Origin of the sequence: Buchnera aphidicola (Nurudea yanoniella) (assembly GCA_039829995.1) — a bacterium.
In the GTDB taxonomy this organism is placed as follows: Bacteria; Pseudomonadota; Gammaproteobacteria; order Enterobacterales; family Enterobacteriaceae; genus Buchnera_B; species Buchnera_B aphidicola_AV.
Genome location: CP140036.1, coordinates 120,889 through 145,699 on the forward strand (window position 1 = coordinate 120,889; position 24,811 = coordinate 145,699).

19 protein-coding genes are annotated in these 24,811 nt (G+C 24.0%); 14 read left to right on the top strand and 5 right to left on the bottom strand.

The window, feature by feature from the left end:
• The first annotated feature begins 339 nt into the window (after window positions 1-339).
• The 10 genes from ydiK (at window position 340) to secF (ending at window position 13,221) form a co-directional block, all read left to right on the top strand.
• Window positions 340-1,458, top strand: a complete 1,119-nt coding sequence (gene ydiK, locus U0T64_00580; protein ID XBC41366.1) for an AI-2E family transporter YdiK — start codon at window positions 340-342, stop codon at window positions 1,456-1,458.
• Between the two features lie 399 nt (window positions 1,459-1,857).
• Window positions 1,858-2,904, top strand: a complete 1,047-nt coding sequence (locus U0T64_00585; GenBank protein ID XBC41367.1) for a 3-deoxy-7-phosphoheptulonate synthase — start codon at window positions 1,858-1,860, stop codon at window positions 2,902-2,904.
• Window positions 2,905-3,108: 204 nt separating this feature from the next.
• Window positions 3,109-5,037: a threonine--tRNA ligase gene (thrS, locus tag U0T64_00590; GenBank protein XBC41368.1), complete on the top strand. Its 1,929-nt coding sequence runs from the start codon at window positions 3,109-3,111 to the stop codon at window positions 5,035-5,037.
• Between the two features lie 3 nt (window positions 5,038-5,040).
• Complete coding sequence (infC, locus tag U0T64_00595) at window positions 5,041-5,580, top strand: translation initiation factor IF-3 (protein ID XBC41510.1); 540 nt, start codon at window positions 5,041-5,043, stop codon at window positions 5,578-5,580.
• A 46-nt stretch (window positions 5,581-5,626) separates the two neighbouring features.
• Window positions 5,627-5,824, top strand: coding sequence for a 50S ribosomal protein L35 (gene rpmI, locus U0T64_00600; GenBank protein ID XBC41369.1), 198 nt, complete (start codon window positions 5,627-5,629; stop codon window positions 5,822-5,824).
• Window positions 5,825-5,863: 39 nt separating this feature from the next.
• Window positions 5,864-6,223, top strand: coding sequence for a 50S ribosomal protein L20 (rplT, locus tag U0T64_00605; protein XBC41511.1), 360 nt, complete (start codon window positions 5,864-5,866; stop codon window positions 6,221-6,223).
• Between the two features lie 251 nt (window positions 6,224-6,474).
• Complete coding sequence (gene pheS / locus U0T64_00610; protein ID XBC41370.1) at window positions 6,475-7,458, top strand: phenylalanine--tRNA ligase subunit alpha; 984 nt, start codon at window positions 6,475-6,477, stop codon at window positions 7,456-7,458.
• Between the two features lie 18 nt (window positions 7,459-7,476).
• A complete protein-coding gene (pheT, locus tag U0T64_00615) occupies window positions 7,477-9,867 on the top strand; it encodes a phenylalanine--tRNA ligase subunit beta (protein ID XBC41371.1) in 2,391 nt (796 codons plus the stop codon).
• A 533-nt stretch (window positions 9,868-10,400) separates the two neighbouring features.
• Window positions 10,401-12,290: a protein translocase subunit SecD gene (gene secD / locus U0T64_00620; GenBank protein ID XBC41372.1), complete on the top strand. Its 1,890-nt coding sequence runs from the start codon at window positions 10,401-10,403 to the stop codon at window positions 12,288-12,290.
• A gap of 10 nt (window positions 12,291-12,300) precedes the next feature.
• Entirely contained in the window at window positions 12,301-13,221 is a 921-nt protein-coding gene (gene secF, locus U0T64_00625) for a protein translocase subunit SecF (GenBank protein ID XBC41373.1), read from the top strand.
• Between the two features lies 1 nt (window position 13,222).
• Here secF and glyS read toward each other — a convergent pair whose 3' ends face one another.
• Window positions 13,223-15,298 carry a glycine--tRNA ligase subunit beta gene (glyS, locus tag U0T64_00630; protein ID XBC41374.1) on the bottom strand — a complete coding sequence of 692 codons (2,076 nt, stop codon included), beginning with the start codon at window positions 15,296-15,298 and terminating at the stop codon, window positions 13,223-13,225.
• A 48-nt stretch (window positions 15,299-15,346) separates the two neighbouring features.
• Window positions 15,347-16,210 (bottom strand): glycine--tRNA ligase subunit alpha, encoded by an 864-nt coding sequence (locus U0T64_00635; GenBank protein ID XBC41375.1) that lies wholly within the window; start codon window positions 16,208-16,210, stop codon window positions 15,347-15,349.
• Window positions 16,211-16,667: 457 nt separating this feature from the next.
• On the opposite strand from U0T64_00635, the gene nfo reads away from it, so the two are divergent.
• Both nfo and rplY read left to right on the top strand, forming a co-directional pair.
• Window positions 16,668-17,504 carry a deoxyribonuclease IV gene (nfo, locus tag U0T64_00640; GenBank protein ID XBC41376.1) on the top strand — a complete coding sequence of 279 codons (837 nt, stop codon included), beginning with the start codon at window positions 16,668-16,670 and terminating at the stop codon, window positions 17,502-17,504.
• Window positions 17,505-17,612: 108 nt separating this feature from the next.
• Complete coding sequence (rplY, locus tag U0T64_00645; protein ID XBC41377.1) at window positions 17,613-17,927, top strand: 50S ribosomal protein L25; 315 nt, start codon at window positions 17,613-17,615, stop codon at window positions 17,925-17,927.
• A gap of 194 nt (window positions 17,928-18,121) precedes the next feature.
• Here the strand turns inward: rplY and U0T64_00650 are convergent, their stop codons facing one another.
• On the bottom strand, window positions 18,122-18,847 hold the full coding sequence (locus U0T64_00650) for a DedA family protein (GenBank protein XBC41378.1): 726 nt from the start codon (window positions 18,845-18,847) through the stop codon (window positions 18,122-18,124).
• A gap of 464 nt (window positions 18,848-19,311) precedes the next feature.
• Here U0T64_00650 and rsmA point away from each other — a divergent pair, with 464 nt between their 5' ends.
• Window positions 19,312-20,109 carry a 16S rRNA (adenine(1518)-N(6)/adenine(1519)-N(6))-dimethyltransferase RsmA gene (rsmA, locus tag U0T64_00655; GenBank protein XBC41379.1) on the top strand — a complete coding sequence of 266 codons (798 nt, stop codon included), beginning with the start codon at window positions 19,312-19,314 and terminating at the stop codon, window positions 20,107-20,109.
• Between the two features lie 71 nt (window positions 20,110-20,180).
• Window positions 20,181-21,005, top strand: coding sequence for a symmetrical bis(5'-nucleosyl)-tetraphosphatase (locus tag U0T64_00660; GenBank protein ID XBC41380.1), 825 nt, complete (start codon window positions 20,181-20,183; stop codon window positions 21,003-21,005).
• A gap of 16 nt (window positions 21,006-21,021) precedes the next feature.
• On the opposite strand, the gene folA is transcribed toward U0T64_00660, so the two are convergent.
• Entirely contained in the window at window positions 21,022-21,507 is a 486-nt protein-coding gene (gene folA, locus U0T64_00665; protein ID XBC41381.1) for a type 3 dihydrofolate reductase, read from the bottom strand.
• A 69-nt stretch (window positions 21,508-21,576) separates the two neighbouring features.
• The gene (gene carB, locus U0T64_00670; GenBank protein ID XBC41382.1) at window positions 21,577-24,804 is read right to left on the bottom strand and encodes a carbamoyl-phosphate synthase large subunit; all 3,228 of its coding nucleotides are present in this window, start codon (window positions 24,802-24,804) and stop codon (window positions 21,577-21,579) included.
• Window positions 24,805-24,811 lie beyond the last annotated feature (7 nt).

The window sequence follows — 24,811 nt, forward strand, 5'->3', positions numbered from 1 at the left end:
ATAATTTTAAAGAAAATAATATGTTTTTACAAATATTTTTAAATTAATTTCTTATATATAAATATGCGCAATTAAGTAGTATAATTGCTATGTATTTTTTTTAAATATTAATATTAAAATAATCAATATATAATTTTTTTATAAATTAAATTTAATATTTTATCATTATTGTATATATATGTATATATTTCATGAGTTATATAAAATATATATTTTATAGACATGCATTTAGAAGTTTTAAATACTATTATTTATACGTCTAATTATGATATTTTATTAGTTAATCAAATTTTATTGATACATATAATGATTAAGGAAATGTAAAGGTATAATATTTATATGCGAAATAAGCGAGAAAGTATGGATTTACCTCAAGCTATTTTTTCTCTAATATTTATTGTAATTATGATATTTTCAAGTCTATGGATTATGCGGCCGTTTTTTTTAGGGTTTGCTTGGGCTAGTATGGTAGTAATAGCAACATGGCCTATTTTTTTAAAATTACAGTGTTTTTTATGGAAAAGTAGAGCATGTGCTGTTATTGCAATGATTGTTATTTTATTGTTAATTTTTATTATTCCAATTGTTTGTTTAGTGAATAGTTTAATCGATAATAGTGCTGAAGTGATCAGTTGGTTAAGTTCAGATAATTTAAAATTTCCAGATTTCAATTGGTTACAAGATATTCCTATTATTGGAACGAAATTATTTTTTAATTATCAAAAACTTTTGAATGAAGGTGGTTCTGAATTAATTACTAAAATTCAACCTTATATGGGAAAAACTACTGAATTTTTTGTAATTCAAGTAGGTCATTTTGGAAGGTTTATTATACATTTAATTTTAATGTTGATTTTTAGTTCTTTGTTATATTGGAATGGCGAAAAAATGAGAAACATTATTAGACATTTTGCTTTACGTTTAGGTTCTCATTCTGGAGATTCAGTTGTTTTTTTAGCAGGACAAGCAGTTAGAGCGGTAGCGTTAGGAGTAGTTGTTACTGCATTAGTTCAAGGGATATTAGGTGGAATAGGCTTAGCAATCTCTGGTATTCCATATTCTTCAGTATTAATGATATTGATAATTATTCTTTGTTTAATTCAGTTGGGTCCGTTACCTGTTTTAATTCCAGCTATTGTATGGTTATATTGGAAGAGTAATACTATCTGGGGTACTGTTTTATTAATTTGGAGTTGTATAGTTTACATATTAGATCATATACTGCGTCCTATGTTAATACGTATTGGAGCAGATTTTCCTACTGTATTGATATTATCTGGAATTATAGGCGGTTTAATTGCATTTGGAATGATTGGCTTGTTTATTGGTCCAGTGGTATTAGTCATATCGTATCGTCTTATTTCTTCTTGGATGAATGAAATTCCAGCTCCGAATTCTTTTTCAAAAGAAGCAATAAAACATTTTTTGTTAAGAAATGAGATTAAAAAGAAAAATTGATAATTTTTTTAAACTTTTATTTTTTATGAATATAAATTAATAATTCTTTTAATTAGTCGTTTATTTTATGTATTTCAACTGTTTACATAATTTTTATATATTATATATTTTTTTAGAATATTATATTCACTTAAAAATTATGTAAAATTTTTTATATAATGCATATATATTAATTTTTAAAAAATTAATGTTTATGAATCGTTGCTAGGCAATAGAAATTTTATTTTATAGAATAATTGTTAAGATATCTTTTATAAAGATTATTATGACAATTTAAATATAATTTTTATTGATAAAATATGGTTTAAACGTTTTTATAAGGTGTATATTTGTTGAAATTTATAATTTAGATTTCTAGTAATTTTAATTTATAATAAAAAGTATATTTTGAGAAAAAATATGAAAAAAACAGATGAATTAAGAACAATACGAATTGATCCATTAATTACTCCATTTGAATTAGCAAAACGTTATCCTATAACTTCTGATATTATGGATACTGTTATCAATGCTAGAAAAAATATAGCTAATATTATGACAGGAGTAGATTTACGTTTATTAGTTGTAATAGGTCCTTGTTCTGTTCATGATCCCTTAGCTGCCGTAGAATATGCAAAAAAATTAAATGAATTACGTAAAAAATATTCTTCTCGGCTTGAAATAGTTATGCGAACTTATTTTGAAAAACCACGCACGGTTATAGGATGGAAAGGATTAATTTCAGATCCTGATTTGAATGGAAGTTTTCGTGTTAATCATGGTTTATCAATTGCTAGAAAATTACTTTTAGATATTAATTCATTGGGACTTCCAGCGGCTACTGAATTTTTAGATATAGTAATTGGTCAATTTATAGCTGATCTAATCAGTTGGGGTGCAATAGGAGCACGTACTACTGAAAGTCAAATTCATAGAGAAATGGCGTCTGCGTTATCTTGTCCAGTAGGATTTAAAAATGGAACTGATGGAAATATCAGAATTGCTATAGATGCTATTCGTGCTGCAAGCGTTAAACATTTGTTCTTAGCACCTGATAAACATGGACAAATGACTATAAATCATACTAGTGGAAATCCATTTGGACATGTTATTATGCGTGGAGGAAAGTCTCCAAATTATCATGCTAAAGATATAGATTTAACTATTAGATATTTGCAAGAATTTAATTTATTAGAATATTTAATGATTGATTTTAGTCATGGAAATTGTTTAAAGCAACATAGGCGGCAATGTGATGTAGGAGATTCTATAGCTAAACAAATAAGGGATGGTTCTACTGCTATATTCGGCGTTATGATTGAAAGTTTCATAGAAGAAGGTTCTCAAAAAGTCATAAATAACAAACCTTTAATTTATGGTAAATCAATAACAGACCCTTGCCTAGGATGGAGTGATAGTGTACGCATTCTTAAAAAATTATCAAATGCTGTAAATAGTAGGTTTTAGTTTTTTTGATACCAGTTTGCACTGGTATCCTTTCTAATATATTTTTGTATTATGATTAATTGATTTTATAGTTTATTTATACTTTCAAATATTGATAATATATGTGTATTTAATTTTTATTTTCTTTTATGTTAATGTATTACATATAGTATTTTTTATTTATGAAGATAAATAAAATAACATAAGTGAATTTAAGGATTTGAAATGCCTATTATTACATTGTTTAATGGACAGAAGTTAATATATAAGCATGCTGTTTCAGTATTGGACTTAGTAAAACAAATTGAACCTAATTTAGTAAAAAAGTTTTGTTTTTGTTGTGTAAATGGTGTTAGTTTAAGTAAAAATGCTATTATAGATTATGATGCCGATATAAAAATTATTTATGATGATGATATAAATTTTTTAAATAGTATTCGAAATACTTGTATTTGTATTTTAGGATATGCTACAAAAGAATTATGGCCTAACTCTAAAATTTGTAGTGGTTCTGTTACAGAATTTGGGTTCTATTGCGATATAGATGTAGATTTTTCATTTAAAGATAAAGATTTAATTCTATTAGAAACGCGTATGTTAGAAATTTGTAAAAGGAATTATGATATTTATATAAAAAAAGTGATGTGGAAGCAAGCTTACAAGATTTTTGAAGATCGTTCGGAAATATATAAATTATTGATTTTAAAAAAAATTTTTAATGTCAAAAATACTATCTGTTTATGTTTTCATCAAAAATATGTTGATTTTCAATTTGGGGTTTCACTTCCGAACGTATCTTTTTGTCAATTTTTAAAATTGCAAAAATTTTCTGGTGTTTATTGGGAAGGGAAAAAAGAAAATAAAATTTTGCAAAGGATTTATGGAACAGTATGGCCTACTTTGGATACATTAAAAAATTATTTAGAAAATATAGTGCAATCTAAAAAGAGAGATCATAGAAAAATTTCTAGAAAATTAAATTTATATCATATTCAGGAAGAATCACCAGGTATGATTTTTTGGCATCATAACGGTTGGATTATTTTTCAAGAATTAAAAAAATTTATACGTGAAAAATTAAGAGAATACCATTATCAAGAAGTACAAACTCCATTGATTATGAATCAAAAAGTTTGGAAAGACAGTGGACATTTAGATAATTATAAAGATCTTATGTTTATGACATATTCAGAGAACAATAAGTATGGACTGAAACCAATGAATTGTCCTGGTCACGTTCAAATTTTTAATAATGTTTTAAATTCTTATCGCGATCTTCCCATTCGTATTGCAGAATTTGGCAGTTGTCATAGAAATGAGCCGTCTGGTTCTTTACATGGATTAATGAGAATCAGAAATTTTACACAAGATGACGCTCATATTTTTTGTAGAAAGGATCAAATTCAAGTAGAAATTAGCAATTGTATTAAAATGATATATGATGTATATAGAGTATTTGGTTTCAAAAAAATTTTTGTAAAATTAGCTACTCGTCCAAAAAATAGAATTGGAAGTGATAAAATATGGGATAAAGCTGAAAATGATTTAGCTATTGCGTTAAAAGATAACAATATAGTTTTTGAATATCAAAATGGAGAAGGAGCTTTTTATGGACCAAAAATTGAGTTATCTTTATTAGATTGTTTAGGAAGAATTTGGCAATGTGCAACTATACAATTAGATTTTTATTTACCTGTTAATTTAGGTGCTTTTTATATAGATAAAAATAACAAAAAAAAATCGCCGATAATTATTCATAGAGCAATACTAGGTTCGATTGAACGATTTATAGGAATTTTAATAGAAGAATATTCTGGAAATTTTCCAATTTGGTTAGCTCCTGTACAAGTAGTTTTAATAAATGTAAATAAGAATCACATAAAATATGTTGAAATGTTATTTAATAGTTGGATTTTTTTAGGTATACGAGTTAAATTAGATATACGGGCTGAAAAAGTAGGTTTTAAAATCCGAGAACATGTATTACAAAAGGTTCCATACTCTGTAATTTGTGGTGATAAAGAAGTTTTAAATGAAAAATTAACATTTAGAACAATATTTGGAAAAGTTTTTTCACTTGTTGATATAAAATATTTTGTTGAAAAATTAAAAAAAGAAATTACTAATAGAGAGTTGTATAATTTGGAGGAATAAAGTATTAAAGGCGGAAAAAAAATACAAATAACGAAACCAAATCGTATAAATCATAGCATTCGTGCTGCTAAAGTACGTTTGACTGATTTTTATGGAAAACCAGTTGGTATTGTTACCTTAGAAGAAGCTTTAAATAAAGCAAAAGAAGTAGGAGTAGATTTAGTAGAAATTAGTCCAAATTCTGAACCACCAGTATGTCGTATTATGAATTATGGAAAATTTTTATATCAGAAAAGTAAATCAATTAAAAAACAGAAAAAGAAACAAAGAATTATTAATGTTAAAGAAGTAAAATTTAGACCTGGAACAGACGAAAGCGATTATCGAATTAAATTAAAAAATTTAATTCGTTTTTTAAACAATGGAGATAAAGTTAAAATTACTTTGCGATTTCGTGGACGTGAGATGGTTCATCAACAGATAGGAATAAAAGTATTGAGTCGTGTTAAAAATGATTTGAAAGATTTTTCTGTAATAGAAACATTTCCGTCTAGAATTGAAGGTCGTCAAATGATCATGATTTTAGCTCCTAAAAAAAAATGATAGTTAGATTTTTTTACTTTAAACTATATATAAAATTGGAGTATTTATGCCTAAAATTAAAACTTTGCGTAGCGCGTTTAAACGATTTAAGAAGACTGCATCTGGTAAATTTAAACGTAAACAAGCTAATTTACGGCATATTTTAACAAAAAAATCTCCAGATCGCAAACGTCATTTACGATTTAAAGTTATAGCATCTAAAGGAGACAATAATAAGATTCGTTTATTTTTACCTTATTTGTAAATTAATTTAAAAGTAATATGTGTGAAAGGAGAACGAGATATGGCTCGTGTGAAACGTGGAGTAGTTGCTCGTGCTCGTCATAAAAAAATATTAAAAAAAGCTAAAGGATATTATGGTGCACGATCAAGAACGTATAGGTCATCCTATCAAGCAGTAATTAAAGCTGGGCAATATGCTTATCGAGATCGTCGTCAGAGAAAACGTCAATTTAGAAAACTTTGGATTTCTCGTATTAATGCAGCAGTTCGAGAAAACAGGATTTCTTATAGTCAATTTATATATGGTTTGAAAAAGGCATCAATAGATATTAATCGAAAAATGTTATCTGAGATAGCAATGTTCGATAAAAAAACATTTAACTCATTAATACACAATTCAAAAAATGCTTTGCAAAAATAATTAATAGTTAGGAGGGAGTGGCTGATCTCTCCTTACTTTGTAATTTATTTATGATAAAATAATGATAAAAATTGATTATAAAGTTTAAGTAACCACTGTATATATTAATTATGTATTATTTGCAGTTACTCTATTATTTTAAAGAGCTTCCAATTTTGGAGGCTTTTTAGCATGTTAGATATTTTTAAAAATATTTGTAAGATAAAATTAGTCAAATAATATTTTAGTAATTTTAAAATAAGGAGAAGATTTTGTTTAGTTTTTTGAAGTTAGTAAAATGTATACGATTAGAAATAAAAAAAATTAAAACATTAAAGGAATTAGATGAATTACAAAAAAAATATTTAGGAAAAGGTGGGTATATTTCTTCGAAAATATTGCAATTACGTAATATGTCTGCAGATGAAAAAAGAAAAAATGGAACTATTCTTAATGATTTTAAGGTTTATTTAAAAAAAGAAATTAAAAAGTGTAAAATAAAAATAGAAACATCGTATCGTAGTCTTTTATCGAAAAAAAAATTTGTTGATGTATCTCTAGCTGGTCGTCGAAATGCTTTAGGTTCATTTCATCCGATAACTAAAACAATGAATGAAATAGAAAATTTTTTTTTAAGACTAGGATTTGAGATAATTAGGGGTCAAGAGATAGATGATGATTATCATAATTTTGATGCTTTGAACATTTCAAAAAATCATCCTTCTAGAACTAGTCACGATACTTTTTGGTTTGATTCTCACCGTTTATTACGAACTCAAACATCAAATATGCAAATTAGATGTATGAAGAACATGAAATTACCTATTAAAGTTATAGTTCCAGGAAAAGTATATAGGAAAGATTCTGATAATACTCATACTCCTATGTTTCACCAAATTGAAGGATTAGTGATTGATAAAAATGTAAATTTTTCTAATTTAAAATGGATTATTCAATCATTTCTAAGTTATTTTTTTTACAAGAATATTGATATTCGATTTCGGCCTTCTTATTTTCCTTTTACTTTTTTATCATCTGAAGTAGATATTTTAGGAAGTAATAAAACATGGTTAGAAATTTTGGGTTGTGGTATGGTACATCCAAACGTACTAAAAAATGTCAATGTTGATTCTGATACATATACTGGATATGCTTTTGGATTAGGAATAGAAAGAATTACTATGCTTATTTATGGAATTTCGGATATTCGTATTTTTTTTGAAAATGATTTAAAATTTCTCAGACAATTCAAATAAAATTGGAGTATATAAGTCATGGAATTCAGTGAAAAATGGCTTCGAGAATGGGTCAATCCCAATATTGATACTAGTTCTTTATGTAATCAAATTACACAATTAGGTTTGGAAGTTGAAAAAGTAACTTATATTCCTAATGTTTGCAAAAATTTAATTGTTGGAGAAATAACTGAAATTTTAAAACATTATTTTGATATTCAATTGCTTCTCATAAAAGTTAAAATTGGAAAAAATAAATATATTAAAGTTATATCTCGTCATGCTAATTTTTCAAAAAATATAAAAGTAATTATAGCTACCCACGCATCTACGTTATTCAATTATGATTTTTTTAAATTAGTTCAATCTAAAAATATTTTACATGATGGTATAATTTGTTTTTGTGAAGATATTGGGTTTATAAGTTCTAACGATGATATTATTGTACTTTCATCAAATTCTATAATAGGAAACAATGCATGCGAATATTTATCATTAGATGATAACATTATTAAAATTAGCAGTACTCCTAATCGTTCTGATGCATTGAGTATATTAGGTATAGCTCGAGATATTGCAGCATGGAATGATTTACCTACACCTTGTTTTAAAAAATATCCTAATATAGTTAGAATTCCAGACAAATTAAAAATTTCGATTGATATTCCAGATATATGTTTGCGTTTTTTTGGGCGTATTATAAAAAATATTAATACGCAGAGGGATACTCCTTTTTGGATAAGAGAGAAATTAGTGCGTTCTTCTTTGAAATCGTCTAATATTATTATTGATATTGTACATTATATATTGATAGAGTTAGGACAGCCATTATATATTATTGATTTAGATTGTGTTTTAAAAAAAATAATTGTAAGAAAATCTTATAAGAACGAAATTTTTATTAATTCTAATAATGAAAAAATTTCAATTGATAGCGATGTTATAGTAATTTCTGATGAAGAAAAGGTATTAGTTTTAGGAGGTCATATTAATTCTTTTATTTCCGCTGTGAATTTAACTTCATGTAACTTATTTTTAGGAATCGGTTCTTATGATAGCTCTAATATTTTTGAAAGATCTTTTAAATATGGATGTAAAAACATTTTCACAGAGCGTTATGAAAGAGGCATTGATTTTGGAGAACAAGAGAAAGCTTTAGAATATGCTACTTATTTAATTACACAATTATGTAATGGAAAATCAGGAAAAGTTGAACAAACAATTAAAAGTTCTGAGATTTTTTGTAGAAAAGATATTAAATTGCACAAAAGAAAATTAAATAGTGTTTCGGGATTTTTTATCAGTGATGCGTTAGTTGTTTTCAATTTAAAAAAATTGGGTTTTAAAATAACTTCTTTTGACAAATATTGGAAAGTTATTTCTCCTAGTTGGAGATTTGATATTATAATAGAAGAAGAAATTATTGGTGAGTTATTTCGTATTTTAGGATATCAAAATATTCCTTCTTTTCCTATGGAAACATATTGTAATGTTGTTAGGGAAAATGAAGTTTATAGTTCATTAAACAGAGCTAAATTATTTTTAGTTGATCAAGGATATCATGAAATTATTACGTATGGTTTTGTTGATCCTTATTTACAAAAATTATTATTTCCTGATATAGTTCCTTTATATATATCTAATCCTATTTCAAAAGAAATTTCTGCTATGAGAGTATCTTTATTGATAGGATTGTGTTCAACTGTGCTTTATAATCAAAATAGACAAGAAAACAGATTTCGATTATTTGAAAGTGGTTTATGTTTTGTTAAAAGTTCGCAAGAAAAATTAGGTGTTAAGCAAATTTTATGTTTATCTGGCATATTAAGTGGAAAAAAAAATGAACTTCATTGGGATATGTCAAAGAAAAAAATTGATTTTTTTGATTTAAAGGGTGATGTAGAATCTATTATGGATTTGTTTGGACAATCAGAATTCTTAGAATTTAAAAAATGTAATATTCCTGGATTATATTCAGGACAAAGTGTAAAAATTTATTTAAAAAATAAGATGATTGGAATTATAGGCGTTATTAGCTTAGATTTACAAAAGAAACTAAATTTAAAAAATGAAATAGTTATTTTTGAAATAATATGGGATCGTATTCCATTTTCATATGGTTCTAATATAAAATATTTTTCTAGATATCCTAGGAGTTTTAGGGATATTTCGATTATAGTAGATGAAACAATTTCGGTAGGTGACATTATTGCAGAATGTAAAAGGTTTTTTTTAAAAAATATTTTAGATATATTTTTATTTGATATTTTTAGAAGTCATGAAATAGGAATAGGTAAAAAAAGCTTGTCCTTTCGTTTTGTATTAGAAAATGAAAAACAAACTTTTACAGAAATAGAAATTTCACAAATTTTAAAAACGTGTATTGTAAAATTAGAATTAAAATTTAATGCTGTTTTAAGAAACAAATAATTATTTTTTTTATTATAGAAGAGAAAGTATTTTTGAACTAGATTGTTAACTTCATATTTTTGTAATTTATTGCATAATAATAAATTTTAAAATATGAATTTTTATTCATTTTTTGTATTTAATATGTGAATATAATTAAAAACTGTGTATTTTATTTTTTTTATATTAATGATTTTTAAACATTATAATATATAGGAAAATTTTGTGAATTTTTTAATTTCTAATGTTTTTTTTGCAACTGGAAATTTTTATTAAAGTAATTTATATTCATTAGTTTATATGATATTGTTTTTTTATTAGTTTTTTATTTAATAGTTATTCATCCACAAAAAAATAAAGTTAAAGAACACAAAAATTAATTGATTCTTTTTCTATAGGCGATGAGATATTAACGACTAGTGTTTTAATAGGTAGAGCAAAAAAATTGTAAAAGTAGAGTATATTTTATTAGAATTAAATAAAAATATTGAGGTATTAATTAACAATAGTTATATTTCGTCAGTATTATTTCCAGGTACTTTTAACAATATTTAATGTTTCAAATCATAAAAAGGTTCTTAAAACATATGTTGATGCGGCGTTCTATAATTAAATTATTCATAATAGTAGTTATATTATTATTTGCAATAATTTATGCATCTCCTAATTTATATCAAAATACTTTGTCAATATATGTCAGTTGTAAAGAAAAAAAAGATATGTTTGATAAACATATGTTAAAAATTTTTAGTGTTCTTCAACATGAAAAGATTAAATATACTTCTTTTCAAAAACATGAAAAAGATGTAATTTTATTTTTTGATGAAAAATTCGAACAATTAAAAGCATATGAAAAATTAAAAAAGATATTTTCAAAAAATAAAAATACAGTTTTTTTTGATCTTCGTTCTTATTATCCAAGTATTTTTAAAATTTTTCATGCTAAACCTGCAAACTTAGGATTAGATTTAAAAGGTGGTACTCATTTATTGTTAAAGGTTAATTTTAATCACGTTTTGCAGATGTATCAAAAAAATGCAATCAAATATTTTTCGGATTATAGTTTTAAACATAATTACAAAGATTTTAGAATTAAAGAAATTTCAAATTATGGAGTTCAATTTAATTCTGAGAAATATTTTTTATTAGATCAGATACAGCGCGAAATTAATTTAAATTATTCTAATTTCTTATATAATAGAAAATCTAATAATACGTTATGTGTACATTTTACTAAAAAATATATAAAGTCTATAATGCAGTTGTCTATAGATAAAAATATATATATATTAAAAAATCGTATACATCAATTAGGTTTTGGAGAACCTATTGTACAACAACAAAATTTTGATTCTATTATTATAGAATTACCTGGTTTTGGAAATAATATGAAAGTTAAAGAAATTCTTAGTGCTAATACAATGATAGAATTTCATTTAGTCAATAATAATTATGATAATATCTTTAATTTAAAGAAGTCAAAAAATTTTCCAAAAAATTCTAAATTATATTGGGTTGATGCTAATAGTCCGATTTTATTGTATAAATCTGCGTTTATTACTGGAGAACATATTATAGATTCTAATTATTTAACAAATGATTTAAATCAAATTGAAGTAAATGTCACATTAAATCGTGTTGGTGGAAATATTATGTCTAATGTTACTCAGAAAAATATAGGAGAATATATAGCTATACTTTTTCTAGAATATATTGATTCTAATACTCAATCACATAATAAATATAACAATTTAAAACTTAAGGAAAGTATACTCAATATTGCTAAAATTGATTCTATATTAGATAATTCATTTAGAATTATTGGAATAAAAGATATATCTGAAGCAAAAAAATTATCTATTTTATTGAAAACTGGATCGTTTTCTTCTCCTGTAAAAATTATTGAAGAAACTGTTATCGGACCTTCTATCGGAAAAAATAATATAAAAAATGGAATGTTAAGTTGTATTATAAGTATTTTACTTTGTATATTAATGATGATTATAAGATATAAAAGATTTGGTATAATTGCTTCTATTGCTTTAATTTCGAATTTATTATTAATAATAGCAATAATTTCTGTATTACCAGGGATAGTTTTAACCATGCCTGGAATATCTAGCATATTACTGATGCTAGCATTTTCTATTGATTCGAATGTATTAATTAATGAACGTATAAAAGAAGAAATAAATAATAATGTATATATTCGAGAAGCAGTGAATAAAGGATATATAAGAGCATATCGTAGTATATTTGATGCTAATGTAACTATGTTAATTATATCTATAGTTTTATATATTATTGGAACTGACATTATAAAAAACTTTGCAATTATTACAATAATTGGAATTTTTACATCACTTTTTAGCGCGTTGTTTATTACATATACTATAATTCAAGTATTTTATCATAAAAAAAACATTCATAAGTTATTTATGTAAAGGTTAACTCGTGTCTTATTCATATCATTTAAAAATATTGAAAAAAGAAATTTTAATATATAATTTTATGTATTGGAAAAACTTTTCATTTATTTTATCAATATTTTTTTTATTTTTTTCTGTTTTTAGTATTGGATTTTTTGGATTTACTTGGAGTATTGACTTTACAGGGGGATCTATTTTTCAAATTCATTTTGAAAAATTAATAGAAATTTATAATGTTTCAGATATGTTAAATAGTATTGGATTATATAACAGTAAATCTAGCTATTTTGGAGGAATACATAACATTATTATACGTTTTCCACATTTCTCAAATATTTCTATAGAAGATTTATCACATAAAATTTTAATTTTTTTTAATGAAAATTTAAAAAATCAATGTGAAATTATTTCTTCTGAATATATTGGATCAAGTATTGACAATAATTTATTAATTTTTTTCTTTTTAGCTTTGTTTTTTTCTATTTTATGTACTTCTTTTTATATTTTTTTAAGATTTTCATGGTATTTATCTATTGGAATTATATTATCTTTATTTCATGACATTTTATTAATATTAGGGTGTATTTCTTTTTTACATATTGAAATTAGTCCAATTATTGTAGTATCTTTACTTTCTATTATAGGATATTCGATTAATGACAGTATTGTAATTTCAGATCGTATTCGTGAAAATATTAAAAAATTTAAATATTTGTCTTTTTTTAATATTTTGAATTTATCTTTGACTCAAATATATGCTAGAACAATAATGACTTCAGCTACTACGTTCTCAGTAGCAGCGATATCGTATTATTTTGGTAATGAAATGATAAAAAACTTTTCTCTTACAATGATGATTGGTATATTTTTAGGAACATTATCTTCTATTTATGTTTCTTCGTCATTATCATTTCAATTATATAAAAAGTTAAAAATCATGAAATAATTTAATATAGCAATGTAAAATCAATAGTTAAAACAAATAGATCTGTGATTTTTTTTAAAATAGTTAATCTATTTTTTTTTATTAAACAATTTTCGTCTTGTATTCTAACGTTTTCAAAAAAATTTGAAATTGGTTTATTAAAATTTTTTAGTTCAAAAAATACAGATATATAATCTTTTTTTAAATAAAAATATGATACTTTTTTTTGTATATTTTGCAATAATATAACTATATTTTTTTCTTCGGGGGTTTTTAAAAGTTTAGAATTTATTTCGTTATATAAAGATATTTTTTTAGATGACTGTAATATTTTATAAATTCTTTTGTAGGTTGTGATTAGTGGTTGTAAAATGTTTAAATTTTGAATTTTTGAAACAGCACGTATACGTATATCTATGTCTATTAAGTATGTAATGTCTTTTTCTAAAACAGATTTTATTATGTTAGTATTATATTTTTTTTTAATATAAATAAAATATATTTTTTCTAAAATGAATTTTTTCAAGTTTTCTAATATAATATTTTTATCTTTTATCTTTTCATATGTATTTAGTGATTTTTTTAATAATTTTAATATATCAATAGAAATTTTTCTTTTTAAAATAATTTGTATAATTCCAATAGCTAATCTCCGTAATGAAAATGGATCTTTATTTTTAGAAATTAAATTTTTTCCAATTATAAATAAACCTACTAAAGTATCAATTTTATCAGTTAATGCTAGAGAAAATGAAATAGGATTAAGTGGTATCATATCTTTAGAAAATCTAGGTAAGTAGTGTTCTTTTATAGCTAGTGCAATATTTTTTGGTTCATTATTTTTTAGTGCATAATACATACCGATAATTCCTTGCATTTCAGGAAATTCAAATACCATATTAGTTACTAAATCACATTTACATAATTGTACTGCGCGTATGCAATCTTCGAAATTTGCTTGAGTAAATTCTATTATCCAAGATATCAATTTTTCCATTCGTTTTATTTTTTCGAAAATAGATCCTAAAGAACTTTGAAAAATAATATTTTTTAATAGAGGTTGATACTCATTAAGAGGGTTTTTTTGATCTTTTTTAAAAAAAAATTGTGCATCAAAAAGTTGAGAATTTAATATATATTCATTTCTAATTATAATATTTTCAGAATCTTTTGTCATAACGTTTGCTATAATAATAAAATTATTAGTAATTTTTTTGCTATCTATATTGTATATAGAAAAACATTTTTGTTGATTTTCTATAATATATGTTAGAATTTCATTGGGAAGATCAAGAAATTTTTTTTTAAATGTACCTAAGAGAACGACAGGCCATTCTACTAATGAAGTAATTTCTTCTAATAATGATTGTTTTATTTTTAAATATCCTTTAATGTTTTGAGCCATTTTTTTTGATTCTGCTATAATTACATTTTTTCGTTCATTATGATCTGCAATTATTCTTCCAAAGTTTAGTAATATTTTTGGATATTCTTGAGCATGAAGAAGATTAATATTTTTATTTTTCGTAAAAATATTCCAAAAAATTAGTCTATTAGTTTTTAGTCCTAGTACTGTTCCTTTTATAATTTCATTATCAAGAAGCATTACTATGTTGCGAATAGGTCGAGAAAATTGTATATTTTCTATATTCCATTTCATAAAAGTAGGAACAGAAATATTTTTTATAGAATTAATAGATATTTCTATTAATTTTTTTTCAATTGTTTCATGTTTTAAATAATATTCGTAAGATAGCCATTCTTTTTGTTTTTCTATTATTCGAGATGTTTGATTTATTGTAATTCCTATTTTTTTCATCCAACATTTAGTTGATTTAGTAGGATGCCCTACATTATTGAAAGCATTAGAAATTAAAGGCCCTTTATATGTTTTTTTAATTCTTTTTATGTGTGTGTTAAGTTGTTTTATTTTTATAGCTAGTCGTCTAGGTGTTGAAAAACATAATATTTTGGAAAATTGTATATAATTCTGATTTAATAAAGATATCATATTTTTTTCAAGAGATTGAATAATGGTATGTAGTGATTTTGGAGGTAGTTCTTCAGTTCCAATTTCTAATAGAAATGTTTTTTTCATATTTGCCTTTTTAAAAATTTTTATGACAACTAAAAGAATTTTATTTTTTTATGTAATATAATATTTTTCTGCAATATTCTTGATTACAGATCGAATATTTAAAATGTTTTGTTGACGTTCAGTAGTAGAAAATGTTTTTTTTGCATCTAATAAATTAAAATAATGTATTCCATATAATGCCTGTTCATATGCTGGAAATAACAAAGGCGGATTTAAATTTGCTATTTTTTTTGCTTCTTGAATATAAATTTTAAATAAATTAGAACAAATTTCAGTATTAGAATATTCAAAATTATATATTGAATTTTCTAATTCACTTCGAAAAAATAAATCTTTGTAAGTAATATATTTTCCATTGTAGTCCCAATCGAGATCATATATGTTATTTTTGTTTTGTATATGCAAAGCTATGCGTTCTAAACCATATGTTATTTCAACAGAAATTGGATTACAGTTAATTCCACCCATTTGTTGAAAATAAGTAAATTGTGTAATTTCCATGCCATTAATTCGTATTTCCCATCCCTGCCCACAAGCTCCTAATGTTGGATTTTCCCAGTTATCTTCTAGAAAACGTATATCATTATTTTTTAAATTTATATCTAATTTTTCTAATGATTCTAAATATAAATTTTGAATATTTTCTGGAGCAGGTTTTATAATTACTTGAAATTGATAATAATGTTGTAATCGATTTGGATTTTTTCCGTATCTTCCATCTGATGGTCTGCGGCATGCTTGTACATATGCAATAGAAGTAGGTGTAGATCTGAGTGTTCCGAAAAATGTTTGATGATGAAAAGTTCCAGCTCCTACAGGTATATCTAATGGTTGAATAATAGTGCAATTTTTTTTGTTCCAGTAATTTTTTAGTTTGGAAGTTATTTTATAAAGTGTTTTTATTTTTTTCATGTTTTTATTTAATTTAGTTATGCAAAAATATGGTATATTTGAAATATTTGAAATTATTTTAAATTCAATAGTATTATTGGTAATAATTAGAAAAAATTTTTATAGTAATTTAATATGCTGTGTATTTTTTAATTAGGTATAGTTAAACGCAAAATAAAATAGAAATTTTATAAATATATATTTATTTTAAGTTAAAATTTTTTATTTTTAAATAATTTCAATATTTTAAATTAAGTAAAAATTTTTAAATGTATATTTTTAAATATTGTAAATTTTTATTATACTTTAAAATTAATAATATTTAGTATTTTGTTACATACAAAACTATATAGTTCTTAAGAATATTTACAAATGTTAATTAAATTTGTAAGAAAATAGTTTCTTAGATATATTTGTTCAATATCATAGAATTTTTTCTTTACAAAAATATTATTTAATATGTTTATAAGGATGAAAAATGAGATATATAGGAGCTCATGTTAGTATATTAGGTGGTTTAGATCAAGCTGTTGTTAGAGCAAAAAATTTAGGAGCAACTGCTTTTTCTTTATTTACTAGCAATCCGGTAAGATGGATTAGAAAAAAATTAAATAAAAAACACATAATGAATTTTAAAATTGCGTGTAAAACTTTTTCGTACTCATCAAATCAAATTTTACCTCATAGTAATTATTTAATTAATTTAGGACATCCTTGTGATGATAAGATAAATCAATCTAGATTGTCTTTTATTGACGAAATAATAAGATGTTATAAATTAGGATTAAATTTTTTGAATTTTCATCCAGGTAGTCATTTACATAAAATTAGTGAAATACAATGTTTAGAAAGAATTTCCAATTCAATTAATTTAGCATTAAAAAATACGCAGCATATAAAATTAATAATAGAAAACACAGCTGGTCAAGGGACAAACGTAGGTTATTCGTTTGAACATTTAAGTTTTATTATTAATAGAATTCAAAACAAAAATCGTATCGGAATTTGTTTAGATACATGTCATATGTTTGCTTCTGGTTATGATTTACGTACGGAGTTATCATGTGAAAAAGTTTTTAAGAATTTTGATGATATTATAGGATTTAGTTATTTATATGGTATGCATTTTAATGATTCTGAATATATACTAAATAGTCGCGTAGATAGACATCAGAATTTAGGAAAAGGAAATATTGGAAAATTAGCATTTATATGGATTATGAAAAATATAAAATGTGAAAATATTCCAATTATATTAGAAACTAAAGATAAAAGTTTATGGAGGAAAGAAATAAATTGGTTAAATTCATTGTAGATTTTTGTTCTTAATTTTACAAAAAGTTTATAAGAAAATAAGAAATCATAAATGTTTTAGATATAAAAAATATTATTTTTTTTTGTTTTATAGTAAAATGACGTTAATATGTTAAATTTTATAAACTTTAAAAAAATGATAACTATAAATGCTGTTAGACGTGAAAAAAGTGGAAAAAGTTCTAGTAGACGTTTGCGTTTAAAAAATAAGTTTCCAGCTATTATGTATTGTATTGCAAAACCTAACATTTGTATAGAATTAGAAAATAATTTAATTTCTAAAATTATTTTAGATAATAAAATATATGAAAATCAATTATTATTGATAATCGATGAAATAAAATATATAGTTAAAGTAAAATCTATACAACGGCATGTTTTTAAATTGAGTATCATGCATATGGATTTTTTTTGCATAAAATAATAATTTTTATGAGATGTTAGAATAAAAATGCGATTTTTTAAACTGTACAAAAATTAATTAGATATATTTACATATAACAAGTATATTATTTTAATAAATATAAAAAGTATTAATATTAAGTATTAAATATATTTTATATAGTTTTTGAATTTTATAATTGACAATAGTATTTTTTAGAGTTTTATTGATTAAAATTAATTTTTAAAATGATACAGAACAAAAAAATTAATAATGTTCAGTATTAAACTTATAATTAGTAAAAAAGTTAAAAATTTTTTAGAAAAAATTAAGTATTTTTTAGATATTTTATGTTGTTTGTGCTTGAAAATTTTCCATATTAATAAAAGATTTATAAAAATTAGTATAATAAATGAAATAAAAAAAAGTTTAAAACATGGATTATTTTTCCGAGAAATAGTATTTATAACTATTCCAGTGATAATTCCTGGGAAAAAATATACAGGTGGCCATAGTATACATCCAAATGTAGTAAAAACAAAAAATTTTTTTATAGGTATGTTTAACATACCACAAACCATAGAGATTAAAGGTCTAGTAGGACCTAAAAATTTTCCTATTAATATAGTGATAGCAGTATATTTATGTAAAGTATTGGTTATTTTTTTGACAATTGTTTTATTTTTTTTTAAAAAATTGAAATTTTTTAATTTTTTTTTAAATTTCCATCCGAAATAATATGATACTATATCTCCGGATATACAACCAATAAATCCAGCTATCCAGGCAGGATAAAAATTTAATTCTCCATTACCAATAAGAGTACCTAAGGCGGCCATAATAACTATTCCAGGTAAAAATAAACCGACTAAAGCGAGAGATTCTAAAAATGCTACTATTGTTATAATTGGTAATGAATAAAAAATGGATTTTTGTATTAAGTATAAAAACCAGTATTCCATATTTTCTCATTTTTGTATTTATAAAATTTTCATTTATAATAGTATTAATTAAGATACAAATAATGTTTAAATGTATTTAAATAATTTTATTTAAATTTTTTAAGAAATATTTATCAAAATTTGTTAATTTCAATTTAATATTGCTAATATTTTTTTTATTTAGAGTTTTATATGTAAATTTTTTATATTTTAAAAAATTTTTGTTGTATTGAAAATCAATTGTATTTATAGTATATAAAATTGTTTATAATCTCAAGAAGTATTATTTATAATTTTTACTTGATTACTGATATTTTAGTAAGATATATTTATTTAAAAATGTAATTTAAAAAATATTAAAGCTATTTTTAAAATATATAATAAGTTTCTAAAAACTTTAAATTAAATTAATATTTAGAATTTTATTAATATGAAAATATTTTATTTTTAACAAATAAATTGTAATATTAATTAATATTAACTTTATGACTAAATTAGAATTTGACAAGTATTTTTTAAAAAAACATTTAGGACAACATTTTTTAATAGATCAATGTGTAGTTAATAAAATTATTTCTAGCATGAATCCTAAAAAACGAGACATAATGATAGAAATTGGGCCGGGATTAGGTGCATTAACATATGATACTTCTAAATTTCCATGTAAATTATTTTTGATAGAATATGATAAACACTTAGCACATAAATTATTTTTATTGTATAAAAATGTTAGTAATATACAGGTTTTTTCAAAAAATGCGTTAAAGTTCAATTTTTCATGTATAAATAGAAAAAGATATGAATCAATACGAATTTTCGGAAATTTACCATATAATATTTCAATAGAATTGTTACTATATTTTTTTAAATATAACAATATTATTTGCGATATGTACTTTATGCTTCAAAAAGAAGTAGCAAATAGATTATTAGCTGTTCCAGGAACTAAAGACTATGGAAAACTCAGTATTATTTCTCAATATTTTTGCAAAATAATACGTTTATTTGATATATTTCCTGAATCGTTCAAACCGATTCCTAAAGTTAATTCAACTTTTTTAAAATTTGTTCCCTGTAAAAATAATAAGGATATTGTTACGAACGTAAAAAATTTACAAAAGATTACTACATTAGCTTTTAGTCAACGTAGAAAAATAATAAAAAATAGTTTATCTAGTTTGTTTAACGAAGATATTTTGATAAGTTTACATATTGATCCTAAGTTGCGTGCTGAAGATTTGTCAGTAGAACAGTATTTTATGCTTTCAAATTATATAAGTTAATTATTATAGTAATAATTTTTAAGGATGTGAGTTTAAATAATTGTATAAAAAAGTATTTATAGGCAGAATATATGAGTACATATTTTGTAGGTGACATTCATGGATGTTATTATGAATTAATGAAATTATTAGAAAAAATATCATTTGATGAAAAATTAGATTATTTATGGTCCACTGGTGATTTAATAAACAGAGGGCCTAATTCTATTGAAGTAATGCGATTTATTTCTAGTTTAGGTTCTCATGCACGATTAGTTTTAGGCAATCATGATCTGAATTTGATTTTTTCTTATACACAAAATAAATATAAAAGATTTAATGATTATATTATATCTGATATTTTAAAAGCTAAAGATATTGATATTTTAATTAATTGGTTACGAAAACAGCCTTTATTGCAAATTGATAAAAAAAGAAAAATTATTATGGTGCATGCTGGTATACATCCTTATTGGGATATTGATGTATCCCGAATGTATTCTGATAAATTAGGATCTTTTCTGTGTAATATAAATTATGATATATTACTTAGAGGTATATTTAATAATGCAATAGTAAATTACATTGATAACTCATGTCGTAAATTAAATCGTTTAAGTTTTAGTTTAAATGTGTTCACAAGAATGAGATATTGTTTTAATGATGGAACATTAGATATGGAATGTAAGAAATCGCCATCTATTGATACTTATCCGTTAATACCTTGGTTTTCAATAAAAAATAATAGTTTACAAGACTACATTTTATTTTTTGGTCATTGGGCTTCTTTAAAAAAAAATATAGTATCTCCTAAAATTATTTCTTTGGATACTGGATGTTGTTGGGGTGGATATTTGAGTATGTTTAGATTGGAAGATAGTAAATGGTTTAGTCAACCCGCTCAAAAAAGACTTTAAATGTTTATTTTGTTTTTTAGGTTCTTTTTAGAATTTTAAATTGAAAGTTATATTTATTTTCTAAATTTGTTATATGATTTTCTGAAAATATCGTTTCCCAACCCATATGTTTGTATTGTGGAAAATAAGTATCTCCTTGAACAAAAATATTTATCTTGGTCAAATAAAGTTTATTAGCCATAGGAAGTGTTTGCGCATATAATGTTCCTCCTCCAATAATCATTATTTCATTTTTGTTTGTTGCTAGTTCAATAGCTTCATGGATAGAATTTGCGAAAATTACGTTATTAAATTTGTAATTTTTTTTGTGGGTTAATACTATTTTTTGTCTCATCGGTAATTCGGATTTAATGGAATTCCAAGTTTTTCGTCCCATTATGACACTTTTTTTTAAGGTATGTTTTTTAAACCATTTTAAATCTAGTGGTAAATTCCAAGGTATGGAACCATTGCATCCAATTACAAAATTTTTTGATATTGCAGCAATAATGCTAATTTTCATATTATTTTTTAGATGATTATTATTATATTTGAGTTAAAATTTTAAAATACGGTATACAATATTTACGAATTATTGTTGTAAGATCATTTTATGTCTATCTTGCAAAGATGTAACATTTTTTGTAGGACATTCTTTAATAGCCATGACTGTAGCTAAAGCTCCATTTAAGGTAGTATCATAATGAACATGATATTGCAAAGCATTTTGGCAAATTGTTTTAGAATCAATTATAGTTTGATTACAATCATTAGTATTTATTATATAAACATATTCTCCATTCTTTATACGATCTTGAACATGAGGTCTGCGTTCATTAACTTTATTCACTATTCTGACATGTATTCCATTTCTTTTGAGTATTTTTGCAGTTCCTACTGTCGCATCTATTTTAAATCCTATTTTTTTAAGTTTATTAGCTAAATTAAAAATTCGGTTTTTATCACTATTTTTTACAGATAACAAAACTCTTCCAGATTTTTTCATATCTATTTGAGCGCCAAGCATTGCTTTTGAAAATGCTTCAGAAAAATTTTTTCCCATTCCCATGACTTCTCCAGTGGATTTCATTTCAGGTCCTAGTATAGGAATAGATCCTTGAAATTTATTAAAAGGGAGTACAACTTCTTTTACTGAGTGAAAAGGTGGAATTATTTCTCGTGTATGGCCTTGTTGTAATAAAGTTATTCCAGTCATAACTCGCGCAGCTATTTTTGCTAATGCCATTCCAGTAGCTTTAGAAATAAATGGAATAGTTCTTGCTGCTCTAGGATTGACTTCTAATATATATATTTTTTTATTTTTTATTGCGAATTGCACATTTATTAAACCTTTTATAGATAGTGAAAAAGCGAGTTTTTTAACTTGAAATCTAATAGAATTTAGTATATTTTCGTTTAAAGTGTGAGCGGGAAGAGAACATGCTGAGTCTCCTGAATGAATTCCTGCTTGTTCAATGTGTTCCATAATTCCTCCAATTAGAACATCTTTTCCATCGCAAATTGCATCTACATCAACTTCTATTGCATTATCTAAATAATGATCCAATAGAATAGGATCTTTGTTATTATAGGCTACAGAATTTTTGAAATATTCTTTTAAATCATGTTCGTTATAAATTATTTCCATTGCTCGTCCACCCAATACATAAGATGGTCTAATCATAATAGGATATTTGATATATTTAGCTTGTAATAGAGCATCTTGTAAATTTGTTACAGTAGCATTAGAAGGTTGTATTAATCCTAAATTAGATACAACTTTTTGAAAATGTTTACGATTTTCTGCTCTATCAATTGAATTAGAATTAGTTCCTATAATAGTAATTCCTTCTTTTTCTAGTTCTTTTGCTAATTTTAATGGTGTTTGTCCGCCATATTGAATAATAATTCCACTAGGGTTTTCTATTTTTACGATATTTAATATTGTTTCTAATGTTATTGGTTCAAAATATAGTCTATTTGAAATATCATAATCAGTTGATACAGTCTCTGGATTACAGTTAATCATAATAGTTTCGAATCCATTTTCTTGTAATGCTAATGATGCATGTACGCAACAATAATCAAATTCAATTCCCTGCCCTATTCTATTAGGTCCCCCGCCTATAATAATAATTTTTTTATTTCTTTTAACTGGATTTGATTCGCATTCGTCTTCCCATGTAGAATACATATAGGCTGTTTCGCTTGCAAATTCAGCTGCACAAGTATCAATTCTTTTATACACTGGATATAAATTTAGATTATTTCTTATATTTCTAATTTCTTTTTCAGATTTCTTAGTTAGAATAGAAATTCTTAGATCTGAAAATCCTTTTCTTTTGAGAAATTTAAAATAAGTATAATTGATATTTTTTATATTTATATTTTGTATATATTTTTCTATTTCTATAAGTTCTTTAATTTGATTTAAGAACCATTTATCAATGAGTGTTAATTGAAAAATTTTTTTTAAAGATATGCCTAAACGAAATGCATCTCCGATGTACCATAGTCTATCTGGACCTGCTTCTCTTAATTCATAATAAATTTTTTGTATGTTTTTTAATGAATTTCCTTTTATTTTTTGATCGAAGCCGCTTGCTCCAATTTCTAGTCCTATCATAGCTTTTTGTAAAGATTCTTGAAAAGTTCTTCCGATAGCCATAACTTCTCCAACAGATTTCATTTGTGTAGTTAGTCTATCATTACATCCTAAAAATTTTTCAAAGTTGAATCTAGGTATTTTTGTAACTATATAGTCTATGACTGGTTCGAATGATGCAGTGGTATTTTTTCCTATTAAGTCGTTATTTAGTTCATCCAATGTATATCCTATAGCTAATTTTGCTGCAATTTTTGCAATGGGAAATCCTGTAGCTTTAGAAGCTAATGCAGATGATCTAGAGACTCGAGGATTCATTTCTATAACAATCATTTTTCCATTATTGGGGTTTATTGCGAATTGAACATTAGCTCCTCCAGTTTCTACACCTATTTCTCTGAGAATAGATATTGATGCATTTCTCATGATTTGATATTCTTTATCTGTTAGAGTTTGTGAAGGAGCAACGGTAATGGAATCTCCTGTATGTATTCCCATAGGATCAAAGTTTTCGATTGAGCATACAATAATGCAATTGTCTTTTTTATCTCGTACCACTTCCATTTCATATTCTTTCCAACCTATTAAAGATTCGTCTATCAGTAATTGTTTTGAAGGAGATAAATTCAAACCTTGTTCACAAATGTTCTTAAATTCTTCATAATTATATGCAATACCCCCTCCAGTTCCACCCATAGTAAAAGAAGGACGAATAATAGCTGGAAATCCTATTTTTTTAATAGCTTTTGATGCTGTTTCCATATTATTTATTATTTCTGATTTTGCAGTGTTTAATCCTATTTTTTTCATAGATTTTTCGAATAATTTTCTATTTTCTGCTTTTTTTATTGATTGAACAGTAGCCCCTATCATTTCTACTTTGAATTTTTTTAATATTCCATATTTGTCAAGGTCTAAAGAACAATTTAAAGCAGTTTGTCCGCCCATAGTAGGTAGTATTGCATCAGGTTTTTCTTTTTTTATAATTTTTTCAACTATTTTCCAATGAATAGGTTCAATATATGTAACATCAGATATTTCAGGGTCTGTCATAATAGTAGCTGGATTAGAATTTACTAAAATAATTTTATATCCAAGCTCTTTTAAAGATTTGCATGCTTGCGTTCCAGCATAATCGAACTCACATGCTTGCCCAATAATGATTGGACCTGATCCTAGGATTAAAATAGATTGTATATCGGTACGTTTTGGCATTTTTCCT

Coding starts and splice junctions, on each gene's coding strand:
- ydiK (XBC41366.1), top strand. CDS start 340: ATGCGAAATAAGCGAGAAAGTATGGATTTACCTCAAGCTATTTTTTCT.
- U0T64_00585 (XBC41367.1), top strand. CDS start 1,858: ATGAAAAAAACAGATGAATTAAGAACAATACGAATTGATCCATTAATT.
- thrS (XBC41368.1), top strand. CDS start 3,109: ATGCCTATTATTACATTGTTTAATGGACAGAAGTTAATATATAAGCAT.
- rpmI (XBC41369.1), top strand. CDS start 5,627: ATGCCTAAAATTAAAACTTTGCGTAGCGCGTTTAAACGATTTAAGAAG.
- rplT (XBC41511.1), top strand. CDS start 5,864: ATGGCTCGTGTGAAACGTGGAGTAGTTGCTCGTGCTCGTCATAAAAAA.
- pheT (XBC41371.1), top strand. CDS start 7,477: ATGGAATTCAGTGAAAAATGGCTTCGAGAATGGGTCAATCCCAATATT.
- secD (XBC41372.1), top strand. CDS start 10,401: ATGTTTCAAATCATAAAAAGGTTCTTAAAACATATGTTGATGCGGCGT.
- glyS (XBC41374.1), bottom strand. CDS start 15,298: ATGAAAAAAACATTTCTATTAGAAATTGGAACTGAAGAACTACCTCCA.
- U0T64_00635 (XBC41375.1), bottom strand. CDS start 16,210: ATGAAAAAAATAAAAACACTTTATAAAATAACTTCCAAACTAAAAAAT.
- nfo (XBC41376.1), top strand. CDS start 16,668: ATGAGATATATAGGAGCTCATGTTAGTATATTAGGTGGTTTAGATCAA.
- rplY (XBC41377.1), top strand. CDS start 17,613: ATGTTAAATTTTATAAACTTTAAAAAAATGATAACTATAAATGCTGTT.
- U0T64_00650 (XBC41378.1), bottom strand. CDS start 18,847: ATGGAATACTGGTTTTTATACTTAATACAAAAATCCATTTTTTATTCA.
- rsmA (XBC41379.1), top strand. CDS start 19,312: ATGACTAAATTAGAATTTGACAAGTATTTTTTAAAAAAACATTTAGGA.
- U0T64_00660 (XBC41380.1), top strand. CDS start 20,181: ATGAGTACATATTTTGTAGGTGACATTCATGGATGTTATTATGAATTA.
- folA (XBC41381.1), bottom strand. CDS start 21,507: ATGAAAATTAGCATTATTGCTGCAATATCAAAAAATTTTGTAATTGGA.
- carB (XBC41382.1), bottom strand. CDS start 24,804: ATGCCAAAACGTACCGATATACAATCTATTTTAATCCTAGGATCAGGT.